Consider the following 13,276-nt stretch of genomic DNA (forward strand, 5'->3'; position numbering starts at 1 on the left):
TGGTGGGCAACCCGGCGCGGTTGCCCGATTATTCGGCCGCTGCGGCCAGTTCGACCGAGCAGAATTTACGGCCGAGCTTGCCTTCGTGGAACGCGACGCGGCCATCGACGAGCGCGAACAGGGTATGGTCCTTGCCCATGCCCACGTTGCGACCCGGATAGAACTTCGTTCCGCGCTGACGCACGAGGATGTTGCCGGCGATGGCTTCCTGGCCACCGAACTTCTTCACGCCAAGGCGACGGCCGGCCGAATCACGACCGTTACGCGACGAACCGCCTGCTTTCTTATGTGCCATTGCGAACTACTCCTGGATTTCGTTGGGGTGGCGCGGCTGAAATTCAGGCGCCGACCGACACGATCTTCAGGATCGTGTGCTGCTGACGATGGCCGTTGCGACGACGATAGTTGTGGCGACGGCGCTTCTTGAAGACGATGACCTTGTCGGCCTTCGCCTGAGCGATGATCTCGGCGGCAACGGTGATGCCGTCGACGGCCTTCAGCTCCGAGCCTTCGCCCGCCAGCAGAACGTCACCAAGCGTTACCGACGCGCCGGCTTCGCCCTCGATCTTTTCGACGACGATCTTATCTCCGGCGGCGACGCGATACTGCTTGCCGCCCGTGCGCACGACTGCGAACATGGCTGTTATCACTTCCCAAATACATGGCTCCCGCGCGGGAATGCCCGTCGGGAAAGAACGGCCAGCTAGGCAAAGGTGGCCGGATTGTCAACCGGGGATTCGCATTTTCGGGCCACAAACCGGCCCCGCCAGCACGCCCGAAAGGCCTTAGTGCCGGTGTTCGCGCTTCAGCAGATAGCGGCCATCGGCATAGCCCGTGAACAGGCCCGCAATGGCAGGGTGCTCGATCGGTTCGTCGCTGTCGTCGTGCAGCAGGTTCTGCTGGCTGACATAGGCGACATAGCTCGATTCGGCATTCTCGGCGAGCAGGTGATAGAAGGGCTGGTCCTTGGCCGGACGAATCTGTTCGGGGATCGCGTCATACCATTCGTCGCTATTGGCGAAGACGGGGTCGACGTCGAAGATGACGCCGCGAATATCGAACATGCGATGCCGCACGACATCCCCGATCGCGAACCGCGCGGTTGCGATCATCGGAGCCTCCACGTCCAGGCGCGAGGTGAGGGGGAGGGTGTCGGTCAGGTCCATGCCCCATGATTTAATGTCTTTGTCGCGCCGCACAAGTTTAGGCGCTTGCAATGCGCAAAAAGCTGATCTAACAGCGCGCCTCCAATCGATCAGCCCCGGCGGTTTCCCACTGCCCGGATCGTCCTCGCGGAGAGGTGGCAGAGTGGTCGAATGCACCGCACTCGAAATGCGGCGTACCGGCAACGGTACCGAGGGTTCGAATCCCTCCCTCTCCGCCATTGACGCCCCTTACGGGGCTCGCAAAAATTCTCTCAAATTTTCTATGCAAAGCCGAGAAATCACCGGCTTTTCGTTCCGCTGAACTCCACGTGATCCGACACCATCCCGCGAAATGTGTGGGGTAATGTGGAGTGTGGTGCGATGGGGAGGCTCACCGCAACCAAGGTCCGGGCACTGAGCGAACCGGGGCGATATTCCGATGGCGAAGGCCTGTTTTCTGAACGGAACGGCCAGGAGTAGGGCCGCTGGCTGCTTCGAGTGCAATCTGAAAGCCGGCGCAGGGATATCGGCTTGGGCTCGTTGCAAGCCGTTTCGCTTGCTGATGCCCGAGAGGCAGCGCTCCTGATCCAGGAGAAGATCGCGCAAGGCATCGACCCCGTCGTAGAGCGGAAGCGGGGGCGACAGGTCATTCCGACGCTCCGAAAACGCCCCCTGACCGCTGCATGACAAGAGCCACCACCTTTGCGGTTGGATAGACAATTTCAGCTTTGGTGCTTGGGGCGGGCTATCCGAATGCCCTGTGCTCGCGCTTCCTTTGTCCTTTCGTCACATCCCGGATGCGGCGGGCGGCTTAGCGCTATTCGCGCTGATTTTAGGCGTCGCCTGTGCTGCTACGATTTGTGGTGAGCCATGTTTCCGCGATGCGCCATGCCCGTTCGTCGTCCACATCGATCCATCCAAGATCGCTGCAATCACGGATGCCAGCAGCCTGGTCGGATGCCAGGCACCGCATTCCTTCGGTCAGAGAGGGTTTTTCCAGTCCGCGGAGTGCGTCGAACAGGCCCTTGCCGACAGCGAAGACACCCGTATCGAAGCAATCATATACCGCGAGGCCCTTGCCAATGCCGGTCAAGCGGTCGCCATCCGTCTGAGCGCATGTCACATCGTCCAGATCGATCCAATCGTGATCGATTCGACGGTCGATTCCGAGCGACGCACCACCCCCCGTATCGGCGTGGATCATTCGCCGATAGAATTCCGGTTCGACCAGATGGTCGCACATCGCAAGGATCGCCTCCTCACCGTGCAGCAGAGGCTCCGCTGCGAGCAACGACGAGCCGTTGGGATGGCGATGATCTTTTACCCGTACTGTTTCGACTTTGATCGGCCAGTCTTCCGCCGCGACATAGGCTTCGATCGTCTCTGCTTCATAGCCGACGACCACGACCGTTCTGGCCAGCCCCGCCTGCGCCATGCCAAATACGGCATGGGCAAGCAGTGTCCGCCCGCCCACGCGGCAGAGCGGCTTGAGTGGGGCGACAGCGCGAAGGCGGGAGCCTTCGCCTGCCGCGAGAACAATACCGGTTTCGATCATTCCGCCGCTACGGCAATGAATTCGTCGACCGCCTGCGCCGCAAGGTCATCGGTCATCTGGATACGCGGATGCTTGCAGAAATAGGCCGAGGCCGCGTCGATCGGCCCCGCCAAACCGCGATCCTTTGCCAGCTTGGCGCACCGGATCATATCGATGGCGACGCCCGCACTGTTCGGGCTGTCCTCGACGGACAGGCGCAACTCCAGGTTCATCGGCACACCGCCGAACATCGTGCCTTCCATCCGCAGGAAGCAGATCTTGTTGTCATTTTGCCAAGGCACATAGTCGGACGGGCCGATATGAACATTGTCGTCGTCCAGCCGCTCCGCAGCGACCGACTGCACCGCCTCGGTCTTCGAGATTTTCTTCGAGGCAAGGCGGCGATGATTGGACATGTTGAGGAAGTCGGTGTTGCCGCCGGTATTAAGCTGGTAGGTCCGCTCCAGCTTGACGCCGCGCTTGGCGAATAGATCGGTCAGCACGCGGTGAACGATGGTGGCGCCGAGCTGCGCCTTGATGTCGTCGCCGATAATCGGGACACCAGCCTTGGTGAAGCGGTCCGCCCATATGGGGTCACTGGCGATGAATACGGGAATGTTGTTCACAAACGCCACACCCGCCTCGAGCGCGCATTCGGCGTAGAACTCACTGGCGGCCTGCGAACCCACCGGCAGATAGTTCATCAGCACATCGGTCTTGGTCTCACGCAGGGCCGCGACCACTTCCGCTTTGGACGCCTCCTTTTCCTGCGCGAGCAGGAATGTCCGATGATCGTCATAATCCGACATATGTTCGGCGACGCCGTCCAGAACATGCCCCATCTGCACCTTGGTCCCTGTGGGAGGCACGGTTTCGCAAAAGACGGTGGTGCAATTGGGCTTGGCGAAGATTGCCTCTGCTACGTCCTTGCCGACTTTTCGTTGGTCAATATCCCAAGCTGCAACGACTTGGATATCGGTCGGCTTATACCCGCCCAAGTCCCAATGCATGAGACCGACCGTTTCGTTTGCACCCTCGCGGTAATAGGAAAGCCCCTGCACGAGAGAGCTGGCGCAGTTGCCTACCCCGACAATGGCAATATTAATGGCCGGCATTACCTTTTGCTTCCTTCTATATCTGGGAAATAATTTTCCGGCACTGTGAGGTGATTTTCGACGGTGCGATGCTGGAAAAGTCCAAGGATGAGGATGATGTTCAGTGGGATAAGCTCAAACCACCAGAACAGGCGTGGATTACCAAAAAGACAGGCAAGGAAAATGGCATAGACCCGCACATTGGCGGACAGCAGACTCATCAGCCGCATGGGCCTGACGGCCAGGGTGGCATAGGTCGCCGCGAGCTCAGAGGGAGCTTGGTGCTGCCCCAGCGCGTGGTCGAACCGCGCCGCCACGCGATCCAATAATCCCCAGCAATGATCATAAAGTTGGACGAGCGGATTGCGGCTCGGTGTAGGGCTGACGATCTTTGCCACCGCATCCCGGCGCCGGTGAAAGCGGGCTCGCTCGCTCTCGTACATATTGGATTGGACCATATGTGCGATGCCTGCGGCGACCGCCAAGGCCCAAGCTTCCAACGTGCCGATGGAGAAGGCCAGCGAGACATAGATCAGGACGAAAACGCCATGGTCGCACAACCCATCCAGCGCGCGTCCGAGCGGACTGGCTGTGCCTGTGGCCCGCGCGATCATCCCATCCATCCCGTCGGCGACAAGCCAGCAGACGGACAGCAGCAGGCCGACAACGGCAAAAGGCCATATTTCCCACTGGCTGTAGGCCAGCGCGGCCGATGTGCCCAAAGCCAGCCCGGCCAGAGAAACGGCGTTGGCGGAGATTCCACGCTTGATGAACCAGGGCACAAGAAATTGTGCCGCTGGATGAATAACCCAGAGATTTGTCGGATCTTCTATCCGACGGTCCCGTGACGTGTCAGGGATGGTAAATGTCATTAAATCGTAATGTATGAGCTTAGGTGCCTGACTTGCAAGCGATTTGCAACGAGCCCGTCACGCGTCCGATCAGGCCGGTCGTTGGGGCAGGCTGGGGTTGGCGGTCAGCTCTGCGGTACAAGGGCGGGCGCGATGGATGGCGCCGTCATGCCGTCCCTAGCTGAACAAGCGGCGGCTGGTCTGCGATTGATGAAAGTCCGCTTGCCGGGGGCGGTTGGGGACCTCTGAACGACCGCAATCGGGTCTTCACGCCGTGTCAGGCGCGGACATAAAGATGTCGTTTTCCTAGGCCCGATTGACGATCTCGCGGACCGAACCATGCCAGCGTGAGTTTGCCCATTCCGAAGGGAATGCAAATGGGAATCGGGACGGGGAAGGCGGTAGAGGCAAGCGGCGTCGCCGCGGCAAAGGTACCCAGCAGGGACGGATTGTTCGGCCTCGCGGTCGCCGTGGTGGTGGTCGCTGGGCTATTCCTTGCGAAAGGCGTCCTGGTTCCCATCACCCTGGCGATCCTGTTGTCTTTCGTTCTGTCGCCGATCGTCCTGTTGCTGCGTCGTTTGCGGGTGCCGAAGGGTTTCGCGATTTTCGTGGCTGTGCTGAGTGCCTTTGGGGCGCTGGGCGGGATCGGCACATTGGTCGGTACCCAGGCCGCGTCACTGGCCGACAAGGCACCGAGCTATGTCGCGACGATACAGACCAAGATCGATGGCGCTAGCGGGTATCTGACGAAGCGCCTCCCGTTCCTGCGCCCGACGACCACCCCGGCGGTGGCGGCCGCCGATCCGAATGTCCAGCGCGGGACCAAAAGCCATCCCGTGAACGTCCGTGTCGTCGAAGAGCAGACGCCGGTCCTGGAGGAGGTCGGTGCCTATCTGAGCCCGGTGATGGCGCCGTTCGAGACGTTCGTGATCGTGCTCGTCGTTGCCGTCTTCATCCTCATGCAGAAGGAAGACTTGCGCGACCGCCTGATCCGATTGTTCGGCTCGTCTGATCTGCATCGTACAACAGCGGCCATGGATGAGGCCGGGGCGCGCCTGAGCCGCTACTTCCTCTCGCAGCTTGCCGTGAATGCCAGCTTCGGCCTGACGGTGGGCATCGGCCTGTGGCTGATCGGCCTGCCTGTACCGGCGCTGTGGGGCATCTTGGCGGGCGTATTGCGCTTCGTGCCCTATATCGGGGCGTTGCTGGGCGCGGCGCTTCCCTTGGCGGTGGCGGCCGGTGGGGACCCGGGCTGGTCAACTATGCTCATGGTCGCGGCGCTGTTCCTGACGCTCGAACCACTGATCGGCTATGTCATCGAACCGCTGCTTTACGGCCACTCTACTGGCCTGTCGCCGTTGTCGGTCGTGTTGGCAGCCGTGTTCTGGACCTGGATCTGGGGACCGGTTGGTCTCGTGCTGTCAATGCCGCTCACCTTGTTGCTGGTCGTGCTGGGCCGACACATTCCAAGCCTTGAGTTTCTGGACGTGCTGCTCGGCGATCGTCCAGCGCTTACACCGGTAGAGCGTTTCTATCAGCGCATGCTCGCAGAGGACCCCGACGAGGCGCTGGAGCAGGCGGAGAGCCAGCTCACGACCCGCTCGCTTACGGCCTATTATGACGAGGTCGCACTGGCGGCTCTGAAAATGGCGGCCGCGGACGTCGAACGTGGTGCGATCACGCGCGATCGCGCCACGAGGGTCGTCGATTCGATGCTCGTGCTAGTCGACGAACTCCAGCAGCAGGACGATACCGCCGCCCCTCCCAAGGCGGGTGGCGGCCTGCTGACCCCGCTGCCCAACAGCGATGCGGGGTTTCAAGAGACGGCGCCGCCCATGCTACCCCGTGCGCCGGCAGCATGGCACGCCGACGGTAGCATCCTGTGCATCGCCGGCCGCGGCGTCCTCGACGATGCGGTCACGGCTATGCTCGAGCAATTGCTTGCCAAGCGCGGCTTTGGCGTCAACCGCGTTTCGCACGAAGCAGGATCCCGGGCCAATGTTGACCGGCTCGATGCCTCGCAAGCACGCTTGGTCTGCATCTCCTACCTCGAGATCGGCGGATCCCCCTCTCATCTCCGCTATCTGGTCCGTCGGATCCGATCGCGGGCGGGCAACGTCCCAATCCTCGTCGGCCTTTGGCCGGAAGGCGAGGCGGCGCTGACCGATGAAGAGATTCAACGAACCTTGGGTGCAGATTTGTATGTCGGCAGCCTCGGCGCGGCGGTGGAAGCGTGTCTTGATCATGCCGGCAGCCATCTGGAGCAGGCAGCATGATCGCGCCGAAAGCGCGCGCTGGCCGGGGCGCGCGGTCGCCATTGGAAGTGCCGGCGAACGGATGGCTCGCGATCGCGCAACGCACTTGGAAGGAAATGGACGAGGACAATATCGGTATCATCGCAGCCGGCATCGCCTTCTATGTCTTCGCCGCGATTGTTCCGACGCTAGGCGCGGTCGTCCTGAGCTACGGGCTGTTCGCCGACGCGGAGACGGTGCGGCAAAATGTCGAGGCGGTCTTTGCGTCACTGCCGCGTGATGCCGCCTCGATCATCACCGATCAGCTGCTGACGGTGTCCGATAGTGCGAAGGACAAGCAGGGCATCGGCTTGATCATCGCGTTGGCCTTGGCTTGGTACGGGGCGACGAAAGGTTCGTCTGCGATCATAACGGGCCTAAACGTCGCCTATGATACGGAAGAAACTCGCGGTTTTGTCCGGATTAACCTGCTCCGTCTCGGGATTGTCGCGGGCGGCGTGCTAATGATTTTCCTCGCGGTCGGAACGACCACGCTGCTCGCATTCCTCGGGGGCTTGGTCCCTGACGCGCCGGGAGTGATGCTGGTGATAATCCGGATCGCGGGGTATCTCGTGCTCGCGTTGCTCGTCGTCACGGCGTCTGCGGTGCTCTTCCGCTACGGTCCCGACAATCGCCAACCTCGCTGGGTCTGGCTGTCCCCAGGCTCGATCGGCGCGACGCTGCTATGGCTGGCCGGGACTGCGGCCTTCGGCTTCTACGTATCGCGTTTCGGTAATTACGGGGCGACGTACGGGTCGCTAAGCGCCGTTATCGTAACGCTCACATGGCTCTGGCTGACTGCCTATGTCTTTCTGTTAGGTGCCGAACTGAACGCAGAGCTTGAACGACAGGTCGAGGGCGAGCCTGTTGCGGGCCAGTTCGCGGACGACGACCGTACCGACTTGTCGTCCGATCGCGCGAGCCTCGCGACGCCAAAGGACGAAGGCTTTGAAGCGGTTAAGCCAGGCAGCATTTCTGTTGCCCCCCAGGAGGGCCGGAAGGAGGTGCATGTGGGGTCCGGTATGCAAGACAAGACCGGATTGCTTGCGTTGGCTGTCGTAGCAGTTGCCGCATTTGCAACATGGCGGCGAGGGGGCCGCACGGTGGCAGGCCGTCATTAAATCATGGGGTTGACGGTAGCGCATACCGTCATCTCTTTTTCTGCGATCGGCCTATTCGATCCAATGCGTGACGATATGCGCCGGTGAGTGCTTTAGGTCGGCGCAAAGTTGGGTCTAAACGTCTGCTCAGGGGGCCGTTTTTTTTCATTCAACATGTTGGATTGATGCCGCAGGCTAATCCCCGCCGGACGCGCTGCCGCGGTTGAGCGCCTGACGAACACGGTCGAGCAGGTCGCTTCGTCGGTACGGCTTTCCGAGAACGTCTAGGCCAGCGCGCATCGGTCCTTCGGCCACGAGCTCCTCATTATATCCCGTCGTCATCAGAACGGGTAGATTTGGTGCGCGTCGTGCGACCTCTCCAGCCAAAACGATCCCGTTGATGCCGCCCGGCATGATCAGATCGGTGAATAACAGGTCTAGCGTCCCGGACGGCATTCCCTCAAATAGTTCAAGCGCAGCCTCACCGGTTTCGGCGGTCGATACACGGTAGCCCACACCTTCGAGGATCTCGCGTGCCAATGCGAGCACCTCGGCGCTGTCTTCGACGATGAGAATATGAGCACCGGAACGGGCGCCGTCCGTGTGAGCCGAAATGGTCGCGTGCTTTGTGCCGGGATTGTCCGGCTGATCTTCGGTTGCCGACGGGAACAGCATCCGTATCGTCGTCCCGTTACCAGGGGTACTGTCGATCTCTAGCCTTCCCCGAGACTGCTGAACGAAGCCGGAGGCCATGGCGAGGCCTAGCCCGGTACCTTTACCGGTTCCCTTCGTCGTGAAGAAGGGCTCGGTCGCGCGATCCGCCACATGCTGCGGCATGCCCTGACCCTGGTCGCGGATCTCGACGACGACATAATCGCCTGGCGAGAGTTCACGGGCGGCGGCATCGCCGTCGAGTTGCAGCTTGCTGGTGACGATGTCGATCAGTCCACCGTTCGGCATGGCATCGCGAGCATTGATCGCGATGTTCAGCACCGCCATTTCGAATTGCTCGGGATCAAGGACGGCCCGTGGTAGGCCGCGCCGCAGCGTCAACTGCAGTTCGGCTTGCTTGCCGAGCGAACTCTCTAGGACATCGCAGAAGCCGTTGATGGTGGCGTTGATGTCGACCGGTCGCGGATCGAGACGGGTCTTTCGGGCGAATGCCAGCAACTGTCCCGTCAGCTTGGCACCTTTTTCGGCCGCCGTCCGGGCGCTTTGAATGTAGCGACGCAGGCGATCATCTTCAGCGCGTGCGGCAGCCAGTTCCAAGTTACCGTTCACGACCTGAAGGAGGTTGTTGAAATCATGTGCAAGCCCGGCAGTCAGCTGGCCTACGGCCTCCATCTTCTGCGTTTGCAGCAGCGTCCTGTCGCTTTCCCGGCGGCGGGTGACGTCGATCTGACTGGCAAAGAAGTAAAGCAGCTTGCCGGAGGCGTCGTGGATGGGACCAATGAACACTGCATTCCAGAACGGGGTGCCGTCGCGCTTGTAGTTGAGCAGTTCGAGCGCGATGGACTCCTGGGCTTCGATCGCGTCCCTTAACTTAGCGACTTCGCTGCGGTCGGTCTGCGCGCCTTGCAGGAAGCGGCAGTTGCGTCCCACTACCTCCTCCTTCTCGTACAAAGTGAGGTCGAGAAAGGCGTTGTTCGCGAAGACGATCGGGTTGTCGTCCTGGTGCGGGTCCGTGATAACCATCGGCATACGCGTCATTTCGATGGCCGCAAAGAAGACGTCGCCGCGGTCGTCGAGGCCGGGGCGGGTTATGGTGGCTTCCTGCCAGTGATGCACGCCAGAGGTTTCGATCGGCTCACGCGCGCCGACGTCCATGCTACCGTCCGCAGGCGTGCCGGCACTTTGACCCTTGCCCTCCCCGTTTGCCTCATTGGCTAGATCGTCTCGGCCCACCACCTGCTCCCACCTCTGTCCTTCGATCCGAAACAATCCGAAGGCAAGTTAGGGTCCCTAGCGACGGACTGTAGCAGAGCGGAGGTCGGCCTGCGCTTCCAATTGCGAACGGTTAGCCTTCCCTACCCTTCGAACGAAATGGTAACGAAGGCGTAGGCTGCGACCGGTCGACCACCGCGTCGCGCATGATCGGCGAGCGGCACGGTATCCTCGATCCGAACCACGCGGTTGCTTGCGGATGACCGCTTCGGTATCCCGTCAGCAGTGACGATGAACCAACCTGACGCTCGGCAGGAGCTTGTCAAAGCCCTGGTCGCAACCGGGCGCGAGGATCGTGCCGCTTTCCGCAAACTTTATGCCCTCACGTCCGCGAAGCTTTTCGGCATCTGCCTTCGTATATGTCGCGAGCGACAAGCGGCGGAGGACGTTCTGCAAGAGGTCTACGCCATCATCTGGCGACGTGCCGGTGCCTATGAGCCGGGGCAGACCAGTCCGTTCGCCTGGCTTGCCACGATCGCCCGCAATCGCGCGATCGATTATCACCGGGCCCTTGGTCGGCGCCCGACCGCGCCGTTGGACAACGTCGCCGAGCCCGTCGCCCCAAATCGTCTGGCACTCGAGAACATGCTGCTAGACGAGGAGGAGCGCAAACTGCACGGCTGTATGGATCGCCTGAGTGAAACGCAGCGCGACGCCATTCGAACGGCCTTTTTCGAAGGGATCACCTATGCCGGGCTCGCCGATGTCCTCGGGGTTCCGACGAGTACCATAAAGAGCCGGATCCGGCGCGGCCTCGAACGGCTCAAGGAGTGTCTCGACGATGACATCTGACGAGACCGATCTGACCGCGGCCGAACTGGCGCTTGAGGTCCTCGACGGCGACGAGCGGAGCGCTGCGTTGCGTCGGATGCTGGACGATCCGGCCTTTGCACGGGATGTCGCCCGGTGGAGACGGCATCTGGCCGCCTTGTATCTCGAGGTCGAGCCGGTCGCGCCAAGCGCCGATCTGGGACGCCGGATCCTGGCGGTCGGCGACAATGACAATCACCGTACCGGACCTTGGCGGGCGATCGCGGGCATTGCCGGTCTGGCGGCTGCGATCCTGCTGACGGTCGTCGTAACCCGTCCCGATACGCCAATGGTCGTACCGCATGCCAGCAAGCCTGCTCCCTTGCTCTTTGCCGTCCTCACGCCCGAGCGTGCCGCGCCGATCACGGTATTCTTCGATCCTGCCACCCGCACCCTGAAGCTGCGCGACGCGCCGTCCGTGAAGAGCGGGCAGGATGCACAGCTATGGGCGATCGGGGGCGACGGGGTTCCCCGCGCAGCGGGCCTGCTGCCTCGTGGAGGCGGGCCTGCCCTGAAGATCGCTCCGCAGGTCACGGTCGTTCCCGGGACCACATTGGCGATATCGATCGAGCCGCTCGGGGGATCGCCGAAGTCGACGCCGACGGGGCCGGTGGTGGCTGCCGGGAAGCTGGCCGAAATTTAAGGGGTCGCGCCGCGTCGCTGCGTCCAACGGGCTGTTGGCGTCGTAATCCGAAAGCCGCGCTCCATGCGGCTGGAGAGATCTGATGACCCTGATGATCCGTGGTGCGATGATGGCTGTCGCGCTCAGCGTCGGCGCTGCCGCCGGTGCTGCCCCGCGCAACCCGATGGTCGGCGGTGCGGCGATGTACCCCACGAAGACGATCGTGGAGAACGCCTCGCAGTCGAAGGACCATACCACCCTGGTCGCCGCGGTGAAGGCGGCCGGCCTCGTCGACACGCTTTCCGGCCCGGGCCCTTTCACCGTGTTCGCGCCGACCAATGCGGCATTCGCAAAACTGCCCACTGGCACCGTCGACACCCTGGTGCAGCCTGAAAACAAGGATAAGTTGACGTCGATCCTCACCTATCACGTCATACCCGGCCGGATTACCGCAAAGGATATTGCCGCCAAGGCAAAGGCGAATGGCGGGACGGCGACCTACACCACCGTTCAGGGCGAGCCGATCATGTTCAAGAAGGCGATGGGCGGCTGGGCCATCATGGACGGCAAGGGGGATACCAGCCGCATCACCACCGCCGATGTCATGCAGTCGAACGGCGTCGTGCATGTCATCGACACGGTGATGATGCCATAAGGGCGGCAGATCATTCCCACGGGTGGGGCAGCACATGGTCGCCCCACCCATGCGACGGAGGGGCAGTCTGTCGCGCCGACTCGGAGGCGCGAATTGGCCCTCATCGCAAATGCGCTTGAACGACGGCGCAGGTGAAGGTGCTGGTCAATCTTGCGCGCATGGACCAACATTTTCGTCGCAGGCCACTGGCACACCGGTAGGAGACGATACGTGCTGTTTCACACGATGATTGGTTCGAACGACATTGAACGGTCGAAGCGCTTTTACGATACCGTGCTGGGAACGCTCGGCATTGGGGAGCCGATGCGGAACGTGGCCGATAGCGGCCACATCCGACTGATCTATCGGGGCGAGAGCGGAACCGCCTTCATCGTTACGCAGCCGATCAATGACGAACCGGCGACCGTTTCGAACGGCAGCACGGTCGCCTTCCAGTGCAATTCTCCCGAGCAGGTCAGGCAATTCCACGACGTCGCCGTGGCAGCCGGGGGTACGTCGATCGAAGCGCCGCCCGGTCCTCGTCATACGGCATCCATGGGAACGATCGAACTGGCCTATGTTCGCGATCCGGACGGCAACAAGCTTTGCGGCATTCACTTTCCGGGATGACCGATAGGGCATCGGGCTTGCCACGAATGTCGACGGCGAGCCCATGTCCCACCAGGCCTTCCCTTTCCTCAGGCAAGGAAACCGCCATGACACATGGAAACATGCCCGATGTTTTCTAATCGACATTTCAACTTGCAGCGCGTGGGATTCGCCAGGCTGGTCGAAGACCATATTCTTATCGAGTCGAGCATATCGGCCCTGCTGGACGATTTGAGGGACGAGGCCGCATCCCCCCACGAACTATCGGTTCAGCTTGACGCCCTGGCCGTCATCATCCGCAAGCACCTGCGTGAAGAGTCCGACGTCATTCAGAATATACGCCTGGAAACATTACCCGATACATGGCGAGCGACCTGGGTCGAGGGTGAGGCCGCTCTTCTGCAGCTGAAGGTCGATTGGAGTGATTTCCTCGATCACTGGACCGAATGCCGTATTGCCAACGATATGCCGGGGTTTTCGGATGCTGCGAATGCGATCCTGGCCCGATTGAGCGATCGCGTCAAAACCGAAACCCAATGCTTTTATAAAACGGCCCTGTCCACAGGCGGTATCGAATACTAGGTCGTGAACCCATAAATGAGTTGTGACTAGCTCCCTAGCTGCGTCTCGTCGACTGCA

The 13,276-nt window shown here is 61.5% G+C and carries 15 protein-coding genes and 1 tRNA gene; 9 read left to right on the top strand and 7 right to left on the bottom strand.

What is annotated here, in order from left to right; translation table 11 throughout:
* Positions 1-28 precede the first annotated feature (28 nt).
* The 3 genes from rpmA to hspQ all read right to left on the bottom strand — a co-directional run bounded on the left by rpmA (position 29) and on the right by hspQ (position 1,166).
* Positions 29-295 carry a 50S ribosomal protein L27 gene (gene rpmA, locus ACWKSV_RS16945; protein WP_042486007.1) on the bottom strand — a complete coding sequence of 89 codons (267 nt, stop codon included), beginning with the start codon at positions 293-295 and terminating at the stop codon, positions 29-31.
* Between the two features lie 43 nt (positions 296-338).
* A complete protein-coding gene (rplU, locus tag ACWKSV_RS16950; RefSeq protein ID WP_007405484.1) occupies positions 339-638 on the bottom strand; it encodes a 50S ribosomal protein L21 in 300 nt (99 codons plus the stop codon).
* 147 nt (positions 639-785) lie between these two features.
* Complete coding sequence (gene hspQ, locus ACWKSV_RS16955) at positions 786-1,166, bottom strand: heat shock protein HspQ (protein ID WP_042486005.1); 381 nt, start codon at positions 1,164-1,166, stop codon at positions 786-788.
* A 128-nt stretch (positions 1,167-1,294) separates the two neighbouring features.
* Here hspQ and ACWKSV_RS16960 point away from each other — a divergent pair.
* Together ACWKSV_RS16960 and ACWKSV_RS16965 are read left to right on the top strand one after the other, a co-directional pair.
* Positions 1,295-1,384 (top strand) — tRNA-Ser (locus ACWKSV_RS16960).
* A 259-nt stretch (positions 1,385-1,643) separates the two neighbouring features.
* The gene (locus ACWKSV_RS16965; RefSeq protein WP_076715102.1) at positions 1,644-1,832 is read left to right on the top strand and encodes an integrase arm-type DNA-binding domain-containing protein; all 189 of its coding nucleotides are present in this window, start codon (positions 1,644-1,646) and stop codon (positions 1,830-1,832) included.
* Positions 1,833-1,977: 145 nt separating this feature from the next.
* On the opposite strand, the gene ACWKSV_RS16970 is transcribed toward ACWKSV_RS16965, so the two are convergent.
* From ACWKSV_RS16970 to ACWKSV_RS16980, 3 genes are read right to left on the bottom strand one after another with little or no spacing between them, the layout of a single operon-like run.
* Positions 1,978-2,700 carry a phosphocholine cytidylyltransferase family protein gene (locus tag ACWKSV_RS16970; RefSeq protein ID WP_076715104.1) on the bottom strand — a complete coding sequence of 241 codons (723 nt, stop codon included), beginning with the start codon at positions 2,698-2,700 and terminating at the stop codon, positions 1,978-1,980.
* On the bottom strand, positions 2,697-3,794 hold the full coding sequence (locus ACWKSV_RS16975; RefSeq protein WP_076715106.1) for an inositol-3-phosphate synthase: 1,098 nt from the start codon (positions 3,792-3,794) through the stop codon (positions 2,697-2,699). Before ACWKSV_RS16975 ends, ACWKSV_RS16970 begins: the two co-directional genes overlap by 4 nt.
* The gene (locus ACWKSV_RS16980) at positions 3,794-4,645 is read right to left on the bottom strand and encodes a CDP-alcohol phosphatidyltransferase family protein (RefSeq protein ID WP_083706553.1); all 852 of its coding nucleotides are present in this window, start codon (positions 4,643-4,645) and stop codon (positions 3,794-3,796) included. The genes ACWKSV_RS16975 and ACWKSV_RS16980 overlap by 1 nt, the downstream gene beginning before the upstream one ends.
* Positions 4,646-4,995: 350 nt before the next feature.
* On the opposite strand from ACWKSV_RS16980, the gene ACWKSV_RS16985 reads away from it, so the two are divergent.
* Positions 4,996-6,900 carry an AI-2E family transporter gene (locus ACWKSV_RS16985; RefSeq protein ID WP_483666822.1) on the top strand — a complete coding sequence of 635 codons (1,905 nt, stop codon included), beginning with the start codon at positions 4,996-4,998 and terminating at the stop codon, positions 6,898-6,900.
* On the top strand, positions 6,897-8,039 hold the full coding sequence (locus tag ACWKSV_RS16990; protein ID WP_076715112.1) for a YihY/virulence factor BrkB family protein: 1,143 nt from the start codon (positions 6,897-6,899) through the stop codon (positions 8,037-8,039). The genes ACWKSV_RS16985 and ACWKSV_RS16990 overlap by 4 nt, the downstream gene beginning before the upstream one ends.
* A 174-nt stretch (positions 8,040-8,213) precedes the next feature.
* On the opposite strand, the gene ACWKSV_RS16995 is transcribed toward ACWKSV_RS16990, so the two are convergent.
* Complete coding sequence (locus tag ACWKSV_RS16995; protein WP_172839623.1) at positions 8,214-9,845, bottom strand: histidine kinase famiy protein; 1,632 nt, start codon at positions 9,843-9,845, stop codon at positions 8,214-8,216.
* 348 nt (positions 9,846-10,193) lie between these two features.
* Between ACWKSV_RS16995 and ACWKSV_RS17000 the strand changes: the two genes are divergently transcribed.
* The 5 genes from ACWKSV_RS17000 (at position 10,194) to ACWKSV_RS17020 (ending at position 13,219) form a co-directional block, all read left to right on the top strand.
* A complete protein-coding gene (locus ACWKSV_RS17000) occupies positions 10,194-10,754 on the top strand; it encodes a sigma-70 family RNA polymerase sigma factor (protein WP_076715113.1) in 561 nt (186 codons plus the stop codon).
* Complete coding sequence (locus tag ACWKSV_RS17005) at positions 10,744-11,415, top strand: anti-sigma factor (protein WP_076715115.1); 672 nt, start codon at positions 10,744-10,746, stop codon at positions 11,413-11,415. Before ACWKSV_RS17000 ends, ACWKSV_RS17005 begins: the two co-directional genes overlap by 11 nt.
* An 82-nt stretch (positions 11,416-11,497) precedes the next feature.
* Positions 11,498-12,049, top strand: coding sequence for a fasciclin domain-containing protein (locus ACWKSV_RS17010; protein WP_076715118.1), 552 nt, complete (start codon positions 11,498-11,500; stop codon positions 12,047-12,049).
* Positions 12,050-12,259: 210 nt separating this feature from the next.
* Positions 12,260-12,658 carry a VOC family protein gene (locus tag ACWKSV_RS17015; RefSeq protein WP_076715120.1) on the top strand — a complete coding sequence of 133 codons (399 nt, stop codon included), beginning with the start codon at positions 12,260-12,262 and terminating at the stop codon, positions 12,656-12,658.
* Between the two features lie 108 nt (positions 12,659-12,766).
* The gene (locus ACWKSV_RS17020) at positions 12,767-13,219 is read left to right on the top strand and encodes a hypothetical protein (RefSeq protein WP_076715122.1); all 453 of its coding nucleotides are present in this window, start codon (positions 12,767-12,769) and stop codon (positions 13,217-13,219) included.
* The last annotated feature ends 57 nt before the right edge of the window (positions 13,220-13,276 follow it).

The sequence above is a fragment of the Sphingomonas sp. SphC10 genome (assembly GCF_057004845.1).

Excerpts from the sequence above, each read along its gene's own strand:
- rpmA (WP_042486007.1), bottom strand. The coding sequence starts at position 295 with ATGGCACATAAGAAAGCAGGCGGTTCGTCGCGTAACGGTCGTGATTCG.
- rplU (WP_007405484.1), bottom strand. The coding sequence starts at position 638 with ATGTTCGCAGTCGTGCGCACGGGCGGCAAGCAGTATCGCGTCGCCGCC.
- hspQ (WP_042486005.1), bottom strand. The coding sequence starts at position 1,166 with ATGGACCTGACCGACACCCTCCCCCTCACCTCGCGCCTGGACGTGGAG.
- ACWKSV_RS16970 (WP_076715104.1), bottom strand. The coding sequence starts at position 2,700 with ATGATCGAAACCGGTATTGTTCTCGCGGCAGGCGAAGGCTCCCGCCTT.
- ACWKSV_RS16975 (WP_076715106.1), bottom strand. The coding sequence starts at position 3,794 with ATGCCGGCCATTAATATTGCCATTGTCGGGGTAGGCAACTGCGCCAGC.
- ACWKSV_RS16980 (WP_083706553.1), bottom strand. The coding sequence starts at position 4,645 with ATGACATTTACCATCCCTGACACGTCACGGGACCGTCGGATAGAAGAT.
- ACWKSV_RS16985 (WP_483666822.1), top strand. The coding sequence starts at position 4,996 with ATGCAAATGGGAATCGGGACGGGGAAGGCGGTAGAGGCAAGCGGCGTC.
- ACWKSV_RS16990 (WP_076715112.1), top strand. The coding sequence starts at position 6,897 with ATGATCGCGCCGAAAGCGCGCGCTGGCCGGGGCGCGCGGTCGCCATTG.
- ACWKSV_RS16995 (WP_172839623.1), bottom strand. The coding sequence starts at position 9,845 with ATGGACGTCGGCGCGCGTGAGCCGATCGAAACCTCTGGCGTGCATCAC.
- ACWKSV_RS17000 (WP_076715113.1), top strand. The coding sequence starts at position 10,194 with ATGAACCAACCTGACGCTCGGCAGGAGCTTGTCAAAGCCCTGGTCGCA.
- ACWKSV_RS17005 (WP_076715115.1), top strand. The coding sequence starts at position 10,744 with ATGACATCTGACGAGACCGATCTGACCGCGGCCGAACTGGCGCTTGAG.
- ACWKSV_RS17010 (WP_076715118.1), top strand. The coding sequence starts at position 11,498 with ATGACCCTGATGATCCGTGGTGCGATGATGGCTGTCGCGCTCAGCGTC.
- ACWKSV_RS17020 (WP_076715122.1), top strand. The coding sequence starts at position 12,767 with ATGTTTTCTAATCGACATTTCAACTTGCAGCGCGTGGGATTCGCCAGG.